Source organism: Escherichia sp. E13S3, assembly GCF_004212325.1.
Lineage (GTDB): Bacteria > Pseudomonadota > Gammaproteobacteria > Enterobacterales > Enterobacteriaceae > Escherichia.
In genome coordinates this window covers 221,165-239,602 of record NZ_RHJR01000017.1, presented here as the reverse complement: position 1 = coordinate 239,602, position 18,438 = coordinate 221,165, and the positions used below count along the sequence as shown (strand labels likewise).

The window sequence follows — 18,438 nt, the reverse complement described above, 5'->3', positions numbered from 1 at the left end:
AATATATGATCCAGATTAATCTGGCCTCACTGGTTAAACATCTTAATCCGTTTTCCCGCCAGGCGCTGGAAGCGGCGGCAGCGGAGTGCATGAGTCAGCAGGCATCGGAAATTACGGTGGCGCATGTTCTGTTGCAGATGCTGGCATCGGTGCGCAGCGACTTAAGGGTGATCGCTGAGCGGGCCGACATCGATCTGAATGAGCTTCGCCGGGCGCTGACGGTGGAGAACTACGCCACGTCGCGCACAGCAGACAGTTATCCGGCATTTTCCCCGATGCTGGTCGAGTGGCTGAAAGAGGGGTGGCTGCTGGCCTCCGCAGAGATGCAGCACAGCGAACTGCGCGGTGGTGTACTGCTGCTGGCCCTGCTGCATTCACCACTGCGTTATGTCCCCGGCGTGGCCGCACGTCTGCTGACCGGCATTAACCGCGATCGTCTGCAACAGGACTTTGCGCAGTGGACGCGAGAGTCAGCAGAAACCGCGATACAGAATGCTGACGGTCAGCCAGTGAGCGTTGCGATAGATTCAGGAGATGGTCTTCTGGCGCGCTATACGAAAAACATGACCGCAGACGCCCGTAACGGCAGGCTCGACCCGGTACTGTGCCGCGACCACGAAATTGACCTGATGATCGACATTCTCTGCCGCCGCCGTAAAAACAATCCGGTGGTAGTGGGTGAAGCAGGCGTGGGTAAAAGCGCACTGATTGAAGGGCTGGCGCTGCGCATCGTGGCAGGCCAGGTGCCGGACAAGCTGAAAAACACCGATATCATGACCCTTGACCTGGGCGCATTGCAGGCCGGGGCGTCGGTGAAGGGCGAATTCGAAAAACGCTTTAAGGGGCTGATGGCGGAGGTCATTTCCTCTCCGGTGCCGGTCATTCTGTTTATCGACGAAGCGCATACCCTGATTGGCGCGGGCAACCAGCAGGGCGGGCTGGATATCTCCAACCTGCTCAAACCTGCGCTGGCGCGCGGCGAGCTGAAAACCATCGCTGCCACCACCTGGAGCGAGTACAAAAAATATTTCGAGAAAGATGCAGCTTTGTCGCGCCGCTTCCAGTTAGTGAAGGTCAGCGAACCCAACGCCGCCGAAGCCACCATTATTCTGCGCGGTTTGTCGGCGGTCTATGAACAGTCTCACGGCGTGCTGATTGACGATGACGCCTTGCAGGCCGCAGCAACGCTGAGTGAGCGTTATCTCTCCGGGCGTCAGTTGCCGGACAAAGCCATTGATGTGCTGGATACCGCCTGCGCACGTGTGGCAATCAACCTGTCATCGCCACCGAAGCAAATCTCGGCGCTGACCACCCTGAGCCACCAGCAGGAGGCGGAAATTCGCCAGCTTGAGCGCGAGCTTCGCATCGGTCTGCGTACCGACACATCACGGATGACTGAGGTACTGGTACAGTACGATGAAACGCTGACGGCGCTGGATGAACTGGAAGCCGCCTGGCACCAGCAGCAGACGCTGGTCCAGGAGATTATCGCGCTGCGCCAGCAGTTGCTGGGCGTGGATGCCATGGTGGGTACGCCGCCAGAGTCAGAGCAGGATAATGCCGGTATCGCACCAACTGATGAAGCCAGTAGCACACAGCCGGAAGAAACCGCTGAAACAGTTTCCCCGGTGCAGCGGCTGGTACAACTCACTGTCGAATTGGACGCCCTGCATAACGACCAGTTGCTGGTCTCCCCGCACGTCGATAAAAAGCAGATTGCAGCGGTGATTGCCGAATGGACTGGCGTACCGCTTAACCGCTTGTCGCAGAATGAAATGTCGGTCATCACCGACCTGCCGAAATGGCTGGGCGACACCATCAAAGGCCAGGATCTGGCGATTGCCAGCCTGCATAAGCATCTGCTGACCGCACGCGCCGACCTGCGCCGCCCGGGACGCCCGCTCGGTGCGTTCCTGCTGGCTGGCCCCAGCGGCGTGGGTAAAACCGAAACCGTTCTGCAACTGGCAGAGCTGCTCTACGGCGGTCGCCAGTACCTGACCACCATCAATATGTCCGAGTTCCAGGAGAAGCACACCGTCTCGCGGCTGATTGGTTCCCCTCCGGGCTATGTCGGCTATGGCGAAGGCGGCGTGCTGACCGAAGCCATCCGCCAGAAACCCTACTCGGTGGTGCTCCTCGATGAAGTGGAAAAAGCGCACCCAGATGTGCTCAACCTGTTCTATCAGGCGTTTGACAAGGGCGAGATGGCGGACGGCGAGGGCCGCCTGATTGACTGTAAAAACATCGTCTTCTTCCTCACCTCCAACCTCGGCTATCAGGTGATTGTCGAACACGCCGATGACCCGGAAACCATGCAGAAAGCCCTCTATCCGGTGCTGGCGGACTTCTTTAAACCTGCCCTGCTGGCGCGTATGGAAGTGGTGCCGTACCTGCCGCTGTCGAAAGAGACGCTCGCCACCATTATTGCCGGGAAACTCACCCGCCTGGATAACGTGCTTCGCAGCCGCTTTGGTGCAGAAGTGATTATTGAACCGGAAGTGACGGATGAAATCTTGAGCCGCGTCACCCGCGCGGAAAACGGCGCGAGGATGCTCGAATCGGTCATCGACGGCGACATGCTGCCGCCGCTCTCGCTGCTGCTGTTGCAGAAAATGGCAGCCAACACGGCGATTGCCCGGATTCGTCTGTCGGCGGCAGACGGTGCATTCACGGCAGACGTGGAAGATGCTCAGGACGACGAGTCCGTCACAGAGGATGAAATGGCTTTATGAGCAGGTTGCTCGTTTTCCGGCAGACAGGATTGTTTATCGCGGGCCTGATGGCGGGATTACCCGCCAGTGCCGCGCCCGCAGAGACATCATCAATGGCCGGTGTGGCGGTCGCCGTCGCCACCACGACCCCGCCGGATGCGACAGCCACGTTACAGGCCATGCAGTCCTGTCGGCGGGAGTCTGCGGCGCTGGAGCGGCTTGACTGTTATGACCGCATTCTTGCGCCGGAACAGCACGGCTTCGGCAACGCCGCACTGGTCAAAGCCAGCTTTGTGGGCGAAGCCTGGACCCGTGCCACAGAGCAGGAAAAACGCCGCCAGGGCAGCACCACAGAGCTGCTGGTGACGCAGGTGCCGGGTGAACGCCCGACGGTGGTGATAACCACCCCGGCTATTGGCCATGTTCCGCCGCGCCCGGTGCTGATGTTCAGTTGCGTGGACAATATCACCCGGATGCAGGTGGCGCTGATGTACCCTCTGGATGCCCATGATATCGCCGTCACCCTGAATGCCGACAGCCGGGCATTACGCAGCCACTGGTTTGTACGCGAGAACGGCACCCTGCTGGAGTCCAGCCGTGGGCTGTCCGGGATTGATGAAATTAAGCAACTGTTCGGCGCAAAAACGCTGACGGTGGATACCGGCGCAGACAACGCCGCCGGAAAGCTGACCTTTAACATTGACGGGCTGGCAAGGGCGATTGCACCCCTGCGCGATGCCTGCCACTGGGCGGGAGAATAAAAATATGGCAATGGACTTACGCGATCCGAATGTCTGGGTATCGCACCTGCTGGAAAACCTGCCGGAAGAGAAACTGGCATCAGCGCTGAAGGACGATAACCCGGACTGGGAGTATATCGACGGTGGGATTGTCAAGCTGGGATCGCTGGCGCACAGCCAGCTGGATATCCCTGAACTCCAGCACCGGGGGCTGGTCCTTCTGGCTTCGGAGAGTAAGGATTTTCGCCTGCTGGCGCATCTGCTGAGAACCCTGCAACATGCCGGTGATCCGCTCCTGGCCTTGCGCCTGCTGGCGCTGTATGTGGAGCATTACTGGGCGGTGGCCGCGCCGCAGAATATGGCGCATAAAAAACGCTTTGCCAGTCAGGTGATAAAACGTTTTGAGGCGGGCGTCACGTCTTTTGCGGAAAGTGCAGCCACGGCACAGCGCGATGCGCTGCTGGGGGAACTGGCGAAGCTGGCGCAGTGCTGGCAGGCACACAACGCGCCGGAGCTGGCTAAGGCGACAGACGATTTATTTGCCCTGTTTCAGCGCGCGTTTCGTGATGTAGCGCCTGAAACGTCGTTATCTGCACGAACCGCCGCCGGTGCGCCGCAGGCCACGAGCGGATCTGTACCGGATATGTCACCGCACACGGCTGCCGCTCAGCCTCCTGTTGCAGCCACTCCAATCCCGCTGGTCATCGTTGACAGTCACGACGACAAAGCCTGGCGCGACACGCTGTTAAAAGTGGCTGCCATTTTATGTGAACGCCAGCCAGAATCACCGCAGGGCTATCGCCTGCGCCGCCATGCGCTGTGGCAGAACATCACCAGTACACCCCAAGTGGAAAGCGATGGACGAACCCCACTGGCTGCGGTTTCTGCCGATATGGTGGCGGATTATCAGTCCCGGCTTGCCAGCGCGGATATGGCGCTGTGGCATCAGGTGGAGAAAAGCGTACTGCTGGCCCCTTACTGGCTGGACGGTCACTGCCTTTCGGCCCAGACGGCACAGCGTCTGGGCTACAAACAGGTGGCAGACGCCATCCGCGATGAGGTCACCCGATTCCTTGAGCGTCTGCCTCAGCTTACCGGGCTGCTGTTTAATGACCGTACACCGTTTATCAGTGAGCAGACGAAACAATGGCTGTCTGCGTCGCCTGACAGCAAAGTTGCACCGGTTGCGCAGGCCGGTGAGGAATCGCAGGCGGCCAGGGCCTGTTTTGCCGAACAGGGGCTGGAGGCGGCGCTGCGGTATCTGGACATGCTACCCGAAGGCGATCCCCGCGATCAGTTTCACCGCCAGTACCTTGCCGCCCAGTTGACGGAAGAGGCAGGGCTGGTACAGCTTGCGCAGCAACAGTACCGGATGTTGTTGATGATGGGGGGGCAGACGATGGTGTCTGACTGGGAGCCATCGTTACTTGCGCAGCTTGAACAAAAATTCACGGCAGAACAATAAAAGAGAACAGGAGTTTTTGTGTTCAGATTACCTACACCCCGCCTATTTAGCGGACTCAAATCAGCCCTGCGCCCGGCGATGCCCCGGTTTAAGGTTTCTGCCTTCTGGCTGCTTATACTGGCGTGGATTTTCCTGCTGGTGTGGATCTGGTGGAAAGGCCCGACGTGGACGCTGTATGAAGAACAGTGGCTCAAACCACTGGCGAACCGCTGGCTGGCGACGGCGGCATGGGGGATTATCGCCCTGGTGTGGCTTACCGTCCGGGTGATGAAGCGCCTGCAACAGCTTGAAAAAATGCAAAAGCAACAGCGCGAGGAGGCCGTTGATCCGCTCAGCGTGGAGCTGAACGCCCAGCAGCGTTACCTCGACCGCTGGTTACTGCGCCTGCAACGCCATCTCGACAACTGCAGCTACCTGTGGCAGCTCCCCTGGTATATGGTTATCGGCCCGGCGGGCAGTGGCAAAACGACACTGCTGCGCGAGGGTTTTCCGTCAGACATTATTTATACCCCCGAAGCGGTGCGTGGGGCGGAGCAGCGCCTGTATCTCATTCCGCATGTCGGGCAACAGGCGGTGATATTCGATATTGATGGCTCGCTCTGTGAACAGCCGGAGGCAAATGTTTTGCACCGCCGGTTATGGGAACATGCCCTGGGCTGGCTGGTGGAGAAGCGCGCCCGCCAGCCGCTGAACGGACTCATTCTGACCCTCGATTTACCTGATCTGCTGACCGCCGACAAGCGCCGCCGTGAGTATCTGCTACAGACGCTGCGCAGCCGCCTCCAGGATGTACGCCAGCAACTTCACTGCCAGTTGCCGGTCTATGTGGTGCTGACCCGGCTGGATCTGCTGCATGGCTTTGCCACGCTGTTTCAGTCACTGGATAAAAAAGATCGCGATACCATTCTGGGCGTCACGTTCACCCGCCGCGCCCATGAAAATGAGAACTGGCGAAGCGAACTTAATGCCTTCTGGCAAACCTGGTGTGACCGGATGAACCAGGCGCTGCCGGATCTGATGCTGGCGCAGAGCCATATGCGTGGCTCTCTGTTCAGCTTTGCCCGCCAGATGCAGGGAAGCCGGGAATCCCTGATGGCGCTGCTGGATGGATTGCTGGACGGCGAAAACATGGACGTCATGCTGCGCGGCGTCTATCTCACCTCGTCACTGCAACGCGGCCAGATGGATGACATCTTTACCCAGTCCGCTACCCGCCAGTACCGGCTGGGCAGCAGCCCGCTGACGGCCTGGCCGCTGGTGGATACCACGCCTTATTTCACCCGCAACCTGTTTCCGCAGGCATTACTGGCAGAACCTAACCTGGCAACGGAGAGCCGGACCTGGCTGACCAGCAGTCGCCGCCGCCTCACCGTCTTTTCCGCAACGGGCGGCGTGGCAGCGTTGCTGTTAATCACTGGCTGGCACCATTATTACAATGACAACTATGCCTCCGGCGTCCAGGTGCTGAAGCAGGCGAAAGCGTTTATGGATATCACGCCCCCGCAGGGGATGGATGACTATGGCAACCTGCAACTGCCGCTGCTGAACCCGGTACGTGATGCCACTCTCGCCTATGGTGACTGGGGCGACCGCAGTCGCCTGGCGGATATGGGGTTATACCAGGGGCGTCGTGTCGGGCCGTATGTGGAACAGACCTACCTGCAATTGCTGGAGCAGCGTTATTTGCCCGCCCTGTTTAACGGGCTGGTGAAAGAGATGAACGCCGCGCCGCCAGAGAGCGAGGAAAAACTCGCCGTGCTGCGCGTGATACGAATGCTGGAGGATAAAAGCGGACGCAATAATGAGGTGGTGAAGCAGTATATGGCGAAACGCTGGAGCGAAAAGTTCCACGGCCAGCGCGATATCCAGGCGCAACTGATGTCCCATCTTGATTACGCGCTGGCGCACACGGACTGGCACGCAGAGCGTCAGGGGGGCGACAGTGACGCCATCAACCGCTGGATACCTTATGACAAGTCAGTTGTGTCAGCACAGAAAGAACTTAGCAAACTGTCGGTTTACCAGCGGGTTTACCAGAGTCTGAAAACGCGGGCGCTGGGCGTACTGCCAGCGGATCTTAACCTGCGCGACCAGGTGGGGCCGACCTTTGAGCAGGTGTTCACATCTGCCGATGACAACAAACTGGTTGTTCCGCAGTTTCTCACCCGTTACGGCCTGCAAAGCTACTTTGTGAAGCAGCGCGATGAACTGGTGGAACTGACCGCGCTGGACTCCTGGGTACTGAACATCACTCATAACGTGAAGTACAGCGACGCTGACCGGGCAGAGATTCAGCGTCAGCTGACTGAACAGTATCTCAGTGACTACACTGCTACCTGGCGGGCCGGGATGGATAATCTTAACGTCAGGAATTATGCGTCCATTGCCCAGTTGACCGGTGCGCTGGAGCAGATAATCAGCGGTGACCAGCCACTTCAGCGGGCGCTGACTGCCCTGCGTGATAACACGCAGCCTGCGGTACTCTCTGAAAAAATCTCTGATAAAGAACGGGAGAATGCACTGGCGGAGCCGGACTTCCGCCTGCTGACCCGCCTCGGGCATGAATTTGCCCCGGAAAACAGTACGCTCGCGGTACAGAAGGATAAAGAAAGCATCATGCAGGCGGTGTACCAGCAGCTAACGGAACTGCACCGCTATCTGCTGGCGATCCAGAACGCGCCAGTGCCAGGGAAATCGGCGCTGAAAGCCGTCCAGCTACGTCTTGACCAGAACAGCAGCGACCCGATATTCGCCACCCGTCAGATGGCGAAAACCCTGCCTGCGCCGCTCAACCGCTGGGTGGGCAAGCTGGCCGACCAGGCCTGGCATGTGGTGATGGTGGAGGCCGTTCACTATATGGAAATTGACTGGCGTGACAACGTGGTGAAACCGTTCAATGAACAGCTTGCCGGTAACTATCCGTTTAATCCGCGCTCGGCGCAGGATGCCTCACTGGATGCGTTTGAGCGTTTCTTTAAACCGGATGGCGTACTGGACACATTCTGGCAGCAGAATCTGAAACTGTTTATTGAAAATGACCTGAGCCGTGATGGAGATGACGGGGTGATTATCCGCGAGGACATCATCCGGCAACTGGATACTGCACAGAAGATTCGCGACATCTTCTTCAGTAAACAAAACGGACTGGGAACGCAGTTTGCGGTGGAAACGGTATCGCTCTCCGGCAATAAACGGCGCAGCGTGCTGAACCTAGACGGTCAGTTAGTCGATTACAGCCAGGGCCGCAACTATACCGCCCATCTGGTGTGGCCGAACAATATGCGGGAAGGCAATGAAAGTAAACTGACGCTGATAGGCGTCAGCGGCGGAGCGCCGCGCAGCATCCGTTTCACCGGGCCGTGGGCGCAGTTCCGCCTGTTCGGGGCAGGGCAGTTAACCAGCGTTGAGGCAGGGACATTCAGCGTGCGGTTTAACGTGGACGGCGGCGCGATGGTCTACCGGATACACGCTGACACCGAGGACAATCCATTCAGTGGCGGGCTTTTCAGCCAGTTCAGACTGTCGGACACGCTGTACTGAGGAGACAAGGATGAGCAATAACGTACTGACACAAACTATCGTTACCGGCAGTGACCCGCGTGGCCTGCCAGAGTTCAGCGCCATTCGTGAGGAAATCAACAAGGCCAGCCACCCATCGCAGCCGGAGCTGAACTGGAAACTGGTGGAGTCGCTGGCGCTGGCGATATTTAAGGCCAACGGGGTGGATTTGCATACCGCCACCTACTACACGCTGGCCCGGACCCGGACACAGGGGCTGGCGGGATTCTGCGAAGGGGCGGAGTTGCTGGCGGCGATGGTGACTCACGAGTGGGATAACTTCTGGCCGCAGGGCGGCCCGGCGCGGACCGAGATGCTAGACTGGTTCAACACCCGCACCGGGAACATCCTGCGCCAGCAGATATCCTTTGTGGAGGCTGACCTGCCCCTGTTATATCGCACGGAGCGGGCACTACAGCTTATCTGCGACAAACTCCAGCAGGTGGAACTGAAGCGCCAGCCGCGCGTGGAAAACCTGCTTTATTTTGTTCAGAACACGCGTAAACGACTTGAGCCGCAGCCGAAAAGCAGCGTTGAACACACCGCACAGACGACGGTCAGAACGCTGATTTATGCCCCTGAAAACGGTACTACGCCAGCAACCGAAACGGTGATGCCGCCGCTGCCCGAACTGCCGGAGATGAAGGTGGAAGTGCGCAGCCTGGCTGACAGCACGCCACCGACCAGTGTGGCAAAGCAGGGCAGTGCGGCGAAAGGTTTTATCGCGGGTGTTCTCTGCTCCGGGTCTGTTGCCACCGCTCTCTGGTGGTGGCTGGTCAGTCCCATTCAGCAACAACTCTCCCAGGTCAGCGATACCGCGCAGGGCGCAGCCACAGTCTGGCTGGCGTCGCCTGAACTGGAAAACTATGAGGACAGGCTACAGCAACTCCTTGATGCTTCACCTGTTCAGCCGCTGAATACGGGCTTACAGATGGCGCGTACCGCCGACAGTCGCTGGCCGGAGAGTCTGCAACAGCAGCAGGCCACCGCACAGTGGAATGAGACGCTGAAAACTCGTGCGCAGAGTAGCCCGCAGTTACGCGGCTGGTTACAGGCTCGCCAGGACTTACATGCCTTTGCAGACCTCGTGATGAAGCGTGAGAAAGAGGGGGTAACCCTTTCCTACATCAAAAATGTTATCTGGCAGGCGGAGCGGGGGCTGGGGCAGGAAACACCCGTTGAGTCTCTGCTGACGCAGTACCAGGACGCCCGTGCGCAGGGGCAGAATACCGACGTACTGGAAAAACAAATTAACGAGCGGCTGGACGGCGTGTTAAGTCGCTGGTTGTTGCTGAAAAATCACTCTCTACCGGAAACGGCAATTATTGATAAAGGGGTCGGGAAATAACCCCGGACCAAGGAGCTTATTATGGCAAATCCTGTTTACCTGACACTGAACGGCGATCTCCAGGGGCTGATCTCCGCAGGCTGTTCATCACTGGCATCTATTGGGAACAAAGCGCAGATTGCGCATATGGATCAGATCATGGTACTGGGACTCAGCCACGGATTAACCCGCGCACAAAACGTGAATCATCAGGCGCTCATTATTCAGAAACCCGTGGATAAATCTTCCCCTTTGTTGAGTAAGGCTATCAGCGAAAATGAGTGTCTGACCTGTGATTTTGAGTATTACCGCACCAACCGTTTTGGTATTAACGAGCTGTATTTCAAAGTGAAGCTGATTAACGCCCGCATTGCCAGCATAAAGCATATTGTGCCGCACACCGTCAACAATAGCCAGGGACAACCAGAAGAGGCCATATCATTCACCTATGAAAGTATTACTCAGGAGCACTGTGTTGCAGGAACCAGTGCATATAGTTTGTGGGAAGAGCGGCTTTATTAATTATTTCGTATCAGGAGAGGGAAATGGAAGACCAAATATACTTAAATAACTCTTTACCTGTAAAGGCATGGCTGACACAGAACGAGCGTAATAAATTCATGGCATCATCGCTGGATAAGGGAGTGGGTGCTTTTGGGACGCATTTTATTAACAATCTGTCAGATACAATGAGTTCATTTGCAGACGGCGTAGGCAGAGCTGCTGGAAGGGGCGCTTGTTTATTATTCAGTGACATTAGCTTCTGCGAGCAGTTAGACAGTGAAGATATCAGAATGTTTACTTGCCTGAGGGAGTTTGTAAAACAATCTGATGCGGTTACGTCTATGTTATATCTATCTGTATGCTACATTATCCAAAGGTATGATGAAACACAACAACTCAAGATACTAGTGAAAGCAATTTATTATTTTTCTAATTGTAATAATAACTCATCTGTAGTGTGTGATGCTCTTGACCTTAATATAGAGGAAATTGAAGAAATCATAAAAGATTTTCACGACCCTTTAAAAAGGGATGAAACTTTCGAGCATGTGACCGGGACATCCATTCATTCAGTTATCTCGGAAGTACAGAGGATGACTATTGGTTTGGCAGCACGTCAGGCAACTGAGAAAGTACTGGATGAAGTAATAGATATACAATTTACTTACGTACTTGCAAAGTACGCAGCAGGTTCGAGATTTTTGGGAGTATCGATATCAGCATTGTTGTCCCGCCTGAGGACAATTTCGGCAGCCTTTTTTCCAACCTATGGTTTAGTTACCAGGGCTGCCGGTGTGGCGGAAAGATTGAGAATGGGCAATCCCAAACTCTATCATTTATTGTATATAAATAACCTTGAAATGTTTTTCTTCCTCCTGGAGGGTTATTTACCAAAAAATATATTTTATGGTGATTATGCATTCGTAAATGAGGATGATGCCATTCGATTTTTTAAGGGGTTAATAAAATGAAAAAATTTTTATCATGGGTGGTATCAACAATAATTAAAGATGTTCTGGCTGCATTTCTTCCGATTATAACTTCCATTGGGCTTCTTATTGTGGTTGCAGTAAATGCTCCCAGCTACTTTAAACTTGTTTTTTTTCCGATAGTTATCCTTGTGGTTTATTTTTATGCTAAAATAATTAAGTGAGTGTTATTTGTTTCTCTGACTAAAGAACACCTCCGGTGGAGGTGATTCCGTATTGCTATCATCAAGGTTTATATAATAATAAATATATATAATGATATCATTTTATCTCACCTTCAGCTTGCTGTTTTCATTATTACTTACTTTTTGTCATGCCTATTTAAAAATTCTTGTGAGTATGAGGTGGTTGCATGGATGTTATATTGCAAAATTTAACTTAAAATCATCAGGTTTTACAATTAAATATAAAATATGATGATTGATGAGAGTATATTATCACTGCTGTACCTGCTGCCACATATCATCGGCAGCAGATCGAAAAGATGACTATTACTGATAGCGGTTCACCAGGTCTTTCACCATTGCTGCGTATGTTTTCTGCTTAAGCTGGGTGATTTGTTGCTCTGTCACATCGGCAGTGATTGCCCCCTTTTTTTCAGTCTGAGGGAACATAACTCTGGACTCATAATTTACAGGTGTCCAGGTAGCCCACTCGCCAGTTGCCACATCCACTAGAGTGAAGCGAACCAAAAAACGTAATGACATTGTGTCAGTTATTTTTTGATTTTTATAATCTGACCACACTGTTGATTTCAGCACAGAGTCATATTTTCCTGTCTGCAACGTATCCTGGTAAACAATAATCGCTTTCTGATGTCCTTTTGCAGCCACAAAACGCAATGCCTGCATCCAGTTCATATTCTCAGCAACGGCAACATCCTGGTTCTCGTCTTTATCTTTGTTTTTGTCTTTGTTACAGGTCACTGTCTTTTGCCTGTCCGGGATACCAGAGAATGTGGCGACAGTATAATATCGCCTCATCTCCTCCTGCATCACAGCTTCCGGCGCGCGGCTACCGGATTGGACCAGAATCACGGGGGAATTCAGGGGAACGCGGAACTCGTCACCCTCCAGCGCAGCCTGAATATCTTCTTCCGAAACGGCCAGTGTGGTTTCATTTCCAAAAATATCCTTATCCGTCAACTGGGCAGAAACACTTTTACTGCTGACGTTATTGTCTTTGCCGGACGCACCCATTTTTTTTGCATCAATAGGTGAGTGTGGTGCGCAGCCAGCCAGTAAAAATGTGGCTGCACATAAAAAAATTATCGACCTGGAATTCATCATTCTTTCGATCCTGCGCTTGCGCTAAAAATACTTTTTCGGGTTTTATAAAATATTCTTGTTATTATATACCCATATAAGGTGGTGACAAAATACAATAAAAACATTCACATCATAAATATGTTAAGATAAATTTAAAATGCACCTGAATAATAAAAGCACAGGATAAGTCTCGTATTACGGGTGCATTTACAGGTTAATGGTTACGGTATTTTATAGCAGGAAGCACTTCTGGAGTATTATTATGGAGATCAAGATATGAACACCATGTCCTGTCACAGTAATCATTCCTCCATGCCAGCATGGGTAACCATCTCAGAAGCCGCTGCAATTATTAACTAGCAGCAGGTGTAGTGGCACAGTAAATTTGGCCACGGTTTTACAGTAAGAACGGTATCTGTTCTCTGATTCTTCCGGCGTCAACCCACCGTTGTAATGGTGAGGCCTGACGCTATTGTAATAATTCAGAATATAACAGCTGATTTGCTGCCGGGCTTCGTCTTTGCCTGTGTAGCCATCGGCTGACACTTTGCTTTATCCTGTAACGCCAAAGAAGTTGTTGATATTTCAGTCCGGTATACTGACTTCCTTGATCGCTATGGAACATAACGTCCTGTGGCTGGCCACGCACCTCATACGCCATCCGCAGGGCACTGCTTATCAGTGTAGTATCAGCATTTGCTGACAGGCCCCAGCCGATAACCTTACGGGCAAAAAGATCCATGACGACCGCCAGATAGCACCAGCGATTTCCTGCCCAGATATACGTAATATCTCCGCACCATACCCGTTCTGGCTCCGGCACAGCAAACTGACGCTCAAGCAGATTCGGCAGGCTGGTATGCTCCTGGCGGGCATTTTTGTACTGATGTTTTCCGGGCTGACAACTGCTCAGGTTCAAGTATTTCATCAGCCGCCCGGCACGATAACGGCTCATCGGGATGCCATTTTGAGTCAGCATATCTGCCAGAGTGCGCGCACCTGCGGAACCCCGACTCTGGTTCCAGACCCGGCGTATTTCGCTATACAACCTGATTCGCGCCGGATCAATGGTATCGCGCCGCTTCTGCCAGTACCGGTAACTGCTGTGATGTACGTCCAGAACAGCACAAAGGCTGGCAACCGTGTGGCTGCCGCTCAGTCTGGTAACTATCGTAAACCGTTCAGCGAGTCGGACATCAAGAGCGCGGTAGCCTTTTTTAATATCGTATTTTGTTCCTCCAGACGACGAACCTGCTTTTCCAGCTCACGAATACGTTGCTGCTCTGATGTGAGTGGTGATGCAGAAGCCGTGATACTCTGACGTTCCCGCCTGAGCTTACGTACCCATGCCTCCAGAGTAGAGGAACCAACATTCATAGCTTCACTGGCTTCCCGGTATGAGTAACCTTTAATCAACGATAAGTTGGGTGCATTCCAGCTTAAACTTAGGAGAGAAGGTACGCTTTGTTTTCTTGTTCATTAAGTCACCTGTTTTATGTTGTGGTGAGAATATCACCTTTAATCAGGTGGCCAAATTTACTATGCCACTACAGAACGTGAGAATCGGAGAGTTTTACCGGAGGGAAGAAGGTTTTAATTTGCGGATTTTAGAATCGTTTAAAGACATTTGGTGGTCACTCCAGAATCGAACCAAACTGACCCCAGAACTGACCACCAAATTATCCCGATGCGAAGAGAGAACCAGATACACACCGGGAAGGATTTTCACGCTAACTTACTGAATTGTAAACAAATAGAAACGTACAGATAAGCATAAAACTTGAATTTGGCTCCTCTGACTGGACTCGAACTTCATCTGTATCTCCTGCTGTTAGTGGCTTTCAAAAGATGTCGTCTATTTTTTACCATCATATTTACCAGCATTTTTAATGCCATATAACGATAAAGCCAGTTACTATCAATTGGTTATGACAACACGCTTCACTGAACCTCACTGAACGATCTCCCTGTTCTGCTACAAATCTTCAATCGCTGATTCAACAGATTACTGCTATTACCCGATATGTTTACCCCCGGAAAGATAACTAAAGACAGAAGAACACTCCATGACCGATGCTGAGAGCGCCAGTTATCATTATTCCCTTTCTCTATGCTGCCGGATGCGTTAACGTCAATGTAATGAACATCAACATTTTTAGGGAAAAGAATGACAAAAAGAATGCCTGTCGCGGAGATAGTAGAAGCATTAAGCAAATGGTTTGATGTTAGTCGCTATGATGCGTTGAAAGACCTCACTCTGGAACAAATTTATGCAGAGCTGGAAAGGCGCATGTTTGTCTATAAAGCCAGACAGCAATGGGAAACACTGGACGATAAGCATCGTAATGCCGTTATTCACCATGATGCGATGATCCACTCTGGTAGGGTTTTGCTGGAGGATAAATGGATCTCTGAAAGCCACATGCTGTCTCATAGCTATGCTGTCAGGCCAATGACAAGGAACTCACTGTTTAACTATGGACGGGCAATGTATCGGCTGGAGAATATGCCTCCAGAAGAAAATGTTTCAGTGAGTTCGGATTACATATCTGAATACCTGAAACAGGGAGGGCTGAACCCTGCGAACAAAATGCTGATTGAAATTGACTTGGAGGAAGCCAGCAGTGACGATCTGGCTGAACACCTGAAAGTGCTTATCAGTCAGTGGCAAAAGCACCTGAAAGTGCCTAAACCACCGGAAAAAGATTTCCGATTTGGTCATAAAACATTCCAGAAGATACTCGATTACAAGATTATCGACTCTGTAAATAATTCTGTGTAACTGCAACCGTGTTAAAGGTGATCGCTCAGGCGGTCACCGAACTCGATAATAAAACGGCTCATCGCCAGCCGCCAGTTCTGGATCGGCATGCTCCATTTTTTCGACGCTGCCTGTATTGCCAGATACACCACCTTCCGCACCGAGTCATCCGTCGGGAACACCTTGCGTTTCTTTATGGCAGCACGGATAACGCTGTTCAGCGATTCGATGGCATTCGTGGTGTAGATAGCTTTTCGGATGTCAGGCGGATAGCCGAAGAACGTATTGAGATTTTCCCAGTGCGCGCGCCAGCTTTTACTTATCTGCGGGTATTTTTCATCCCATTCTTCTGCGAACGCATCCAGCGCCATCAGCGCGGCTGCCTCTGTGGGGGCCTGGTAAACGGCTTTCAGCCCGCCCGTGACTGCTTTGTAGTCCTTCCACGCCACGTATTTCAGGCTGTTACGCACCATATGGATGATGCACAGCTGGATGTGAGTCTGCGGATAGACGCTGTTTATCGCATCCGGGAAGCCCTTCAGGCCATCCACGCAGGCAATCAGGATGTCCTGAAGGCCGCGGTTTTTAAGTTCCGTCAGCACGTTCAGCCAGAACTTTGCACCTTCATTTTCAGCCAGCCACATCCCCAGAAGCTCTTTCCGGCCTTCGGTATTAATGCCCAACGCCAGGAACACCGCTTTGTTAATCACGCTGCCGTTCTGGCGAACCTTAACAACAATACAGTCCATATAAACAATGGGATAGAGTGCATCCAGCTGGCGATTCTGCCATTCGGTGACCTGTTCTTTTACGGCATCGGTGACTTTAGATATCAGGGCCAGCGACACATCAGCATCGTACATCTCTTTGAACGTATCGACGATTTCCCGTGTGGTCATGCCTTTGGCGTACAGGGACAAAATCTGGCTGTCCATCTGCGTGATACGCGTCTGATTCTTCTTAATCAGCTGAGGCTCAAAGGTGTTTTCCCGGTCGCGCGGCGTGTTCAGCTCGATTTCACCGTCGTCGCACAACAGCGTTTTTGAAGAGTAGCCGTTGCGGGTGTTGGTGCCGGTTTTAGGGGCATTTTTCTCGTGCCCGAGGTGGTTAGTCAGTTCTGCATTGAGCGCCGTTTCAACGGTCAGCTTCGTGAGCATGCGGGAAAACTGATTGAGATCGGCCTCAGTTTTGAGGCCTTTGGCCAGCTCAGCCGCAAGGGCTTTAAGTTTCTTCTCGTCCATAATTTGCCTGTCTCTGGTGTGGGAGTGAACATATCAAAAACAGGCAATTACACAATTTTAATTACAGTCTCGTTAAATTGTTATATGTATCATTATAACCTGAATGGTATGAAACAAACAGTTTCATACCATTTGTAATTATATTATGAATAACTGTCGCTATCCTTTATAAACATCCAACAACCTGATAAATATGGCTCCAAATCATCCCAATATCTATTTATTAACGTTTTTTCAATATTAAACTCAACGGAATGCACCAAGGATTGTATGTTATTTATAGACAGTAAGGTTTCTTCATCAGTACGTCCATATCTCTCAACTAATAGTTTTACGCTATCTGTTATGTAGCCACGTTCATTCAAAAAATGAGCTATGAATGCGGTGTTTTTAGCCAAGCTTTTATTCCAGTCCCTTCCCATGCATTTCATTGTTTCTTTAGCTGTTGTTTCTAGAAAAACACGTAGCATAACGATGCAGCTTATGGGGTTTTCTAAAGAGCTTAACTGCGCAAGTTCACTGAAGATATGATATTCTTTATTTCTATATAAAGGAACATCTATTGTGTTTCTACCCCAGTCAATCAAGATATCTCTGTTTCTTGGTAAATCCGTCATTGGCCTTGATTTAGCTAAAATAGATTGCTTTTCAATTGTATTAATTCTAGTGTTGTTTGTATTTTTCACTATATTACTATGGTTTTTATTTTGATCGCGTTTTATTCCCTTAGGGGGGAGGTCGGTTTTGCTTGTTGTTCTTTTATTTGAGATATAACGCTGTTTAATAACAGATCTATAATTGTCAGCTATTGGTTGTAAGCGCTCCCGTACTTCAAGAAACAACGAACTATCTGTGCGAAGCCCTGTTTTTGCTGTATTCCAAGGAAGTTTACCTGCATCTTTTGACACAAACTTCACCCAGCAAATATAACCATTATATTCCGAATGCCATTTTGTCCTCCAACCATGTGACTTTTCAGTGCTAGCTGAGACAATTACACGATCATTGCATGAGAAATATATACCGAAAAAATCAGTAAGTTTCAAGTTTGTAGAACGACTATAGTCCTCTTCTTCTGGAAAAGTATATTCGCTATGAATACCGGTTTCGATTATTACATCTACATTATCAAATTTAATAATTTCTTGAGTAGGCGGAAACTTACATTCTGTTCTTAATTGTGGGGCAATACCAGAAATATCAGTTCTAATGTTGTTTTTTACATGATGTAGTACTATTTTGAAACCTTTATTGATGTAAATTGCATATCTTAGTGAAAATTCACGAACTGCATTATCAAACCATCTTGGATTATGGAAGTCATTTTTAATTTCATTCTTTATATCAGTTACACAAAATAATGATTTTTGCCTTCCTTTTGAAGGAACTATATCTGCATATACAGGAGTTTCTTGACCTCCACCAATTCCTTTGTTATTAAATCTTGACTTAAATCCTTCGATGCCATTATCAACGTAAAATGAGAAGGTTGTCCCCATTTTTAACATGGAGCGTTTTAATCCTATCCCGTAAAGTCCTATTCCATATTCGTGTTTCGATAGCTTATTGGTATATAGCGCTCTTTTGGCCAAAGTTTCTCTATCAATACCAGAGCAGTTGTCCAAAACACGTATACTATCTTCATCTATTCTGATACATACATAAAAACCAGAATATGATAGTGGCAGGCTATCCTTTCCTCTCTGGCAATTATTCAATATTAACCAATCTCTAGCAGCATCAATTGAATTATCCACTAAATCAAATATGGCTTCTAAGGTAGTAATATCTTTTGTCAAAGCTTCTTCAAGAAAAGTTGAACTGACGCCTGTGTCAATTAATATTTGTTTGCTGAATATATCTTCCATAATATT

The 18,438-nt window shown here is 51.0% G+C and carries 11 protein-coding genes and 2 pseudogenes; 9 read left to right on the top strand and 4 right to left on the bottom strand.

Translation table 11 applies throughout. From position 1 onward, the window contains the following. The first annotated feature begins 5 nt into the window (after window positions 1–5). The 8 genes from tssH (at window position 6) to D9597_RS17460 (ending at window position 11,458) form a co-directional block, all read left to right on the top strand. Window positions 6–2,732, top strand: a complete 2,727-nt coding sequence (gene tssH, locus D9597_RS17495) for a type VI secretion system ATPase TssH (protein WP_130223666.1) — start codon at window positions 6–8, stop codon at window positions 2,730–2,732. Further along, window positions 2,729–3,472, top strand: a complete 744-nt coding sequence (gene vasI / locus D9597_RS17490) for a type VI secretion system-associated protein VasI (protein ID WP_130223664.1) — start codon at window positions 2,729–2,731, stop codon at window positions 3,470–3,472. The genes tssH and vasI overlap by 4 nt, the downstream gene beginning before the upstream one ends. A gap of 4 nt (window positions 3,473–3,476) precedes the next feature. Next, a complete protein-coding gene (tssA, locus tag D9597_RS17485; RefSeq protein ID WP_130223663.1) occupies window positions 3,477–4,916 on the top strand; it encodes a type VI secretion system protein TssA in 1,440 nt (479 codons plus the stop codon). Window positions 4,917–5,024: 108 nt separating this feature from the next. Continuing rightward, window positions 5,025–8,456: a type VI secretion system membrane subunit TssM gene (gene tssM, locus D9597_RS17480; RefSeq protein ID WP_130223712.1), complete on the top strand. Its 3,432-nt coding sequence runs from the start codon at window positions 5,025–5,027 to the stop codon at window positions 8,454–8,456. Window positions 8,457–8,466: 10 nt separating this feature from the next. After that, the gene (locus D9597_RS17475) at window positions 8,467–9,822 is read left to right on the top strand and encodes a type VI secretion system ImpA and VasL domain-containing protein (RefSeq protein WP_130223661.1); all 1,356 of its coding nucleotides are present in this window, start codon (window positions 8,467–8,469) and stop codon (window positions 9,820–9,822) included. Between the two features lie 21 nt (window positions 9,823–9,843). After that, complete coding sequence (locus D9597_RS17470) at window positions 9,844–10,323, top strand: Hcp family type VI secretion system effector (RefSeq protein ID WP_061093047.1); 480 nt, start codon at window positions 9,844–9,846, stop codon at window positions 10,321–10,323. A 23-nt stretch (window positions 10,324–10,346) separates the two neighbouring features. Then, on the top strand, window positions 10,347–11,276 hold the full coding sequence (locus D9597_RS17465; RefSeq protein WP_130223659.1) for a hypothetical protein: 930 nt from the start codon (window positions 10,347–10,349) through the stop codon (window positions 11,274–11,276). Then, window positions 11,273–11,458 (top strand): hypothetical protein, encoded by a 186-nt coding sequence (locus D9597_RS17460; protein WP_130223657.1) that lies wholly within the window; start codon window positions 11,273–11,275, stop codon window positions 11,456–11,458. The genes D9597_RS17465 and D9597_RS17460 overlap by 4 nt, the downstream gene beginning before the upstream one ends. A gap of 327 nt (window positions 11,459–11,785) precedes the next feature. Here D9597_RS17460 and D9597_RS17455 read toward each other — a convergent pair whose 3' ends face one another. Both D9597_RS17455 and D9597_RS17450 read right to left on the bottom strand, forming a co-directional pair. Continuing rightward, window positions 11,786–12,580, bottom strand: coding sequence for a hypothetical protein (locus D9597_RS17455; RefSeq protein WP_130223710.1), 795 nt, complete (start codon window positions 12,578–12,580; stop codon window positions 11,786–11,788). 315 nt (window positions 12,581–12,895) lie between these two features. Further along, window positions 12,896–14,042 (bottom strand): annotated as a pseudogene (locus tag D9597_RS17450) (IS3 family transposase). A 687-nt stretch (window positions 14,043–14,729) separates the two neighbouring features. On the opposite strand from D9597_RS17450, the pseudogene D9597_RS17435 reads away from it, so the two are divergent. Beyond that, a pseudogene (locus D9597_RS17435) lies at window positions 14,730–15,320 on the top strand (DUF6387 family protein); the annotation flags it as partial. A 35-nt stretch (window positions 15,321–15,355) separates the two neighbouring features. Here D9597_RS17435 and D9597_RS17430 read toward each other — a convergent pair. Both D9597_RS17430 and D9597_RS17425 read right to left on the bottom strand, forming a co-directional pair. Beyond that, window positions 15,356–16,564, bottom strand: coding sequence for an IS256 family transposase (locus D9597_RS17430; protein ID WP_130223653.1), 1,209 nt, complete (start codon window positions 16,562–16,564; stop codon window positions 15,356–15,358). 143 nt (window positions 16,565–16,707) lie between these two features. Next, complete coding sequence (locus tag D9597_RS17425) at window positions 16,708–18,432, bottom strand: ATP-binding protein (protein WP_130223651.1); 1,725 nt, start codon at window positions 18,430–18,432, stop codon at window positions 16,708–16,710. Window positions 18,433–18,438 lie beyond the last annotated feature (6 nt).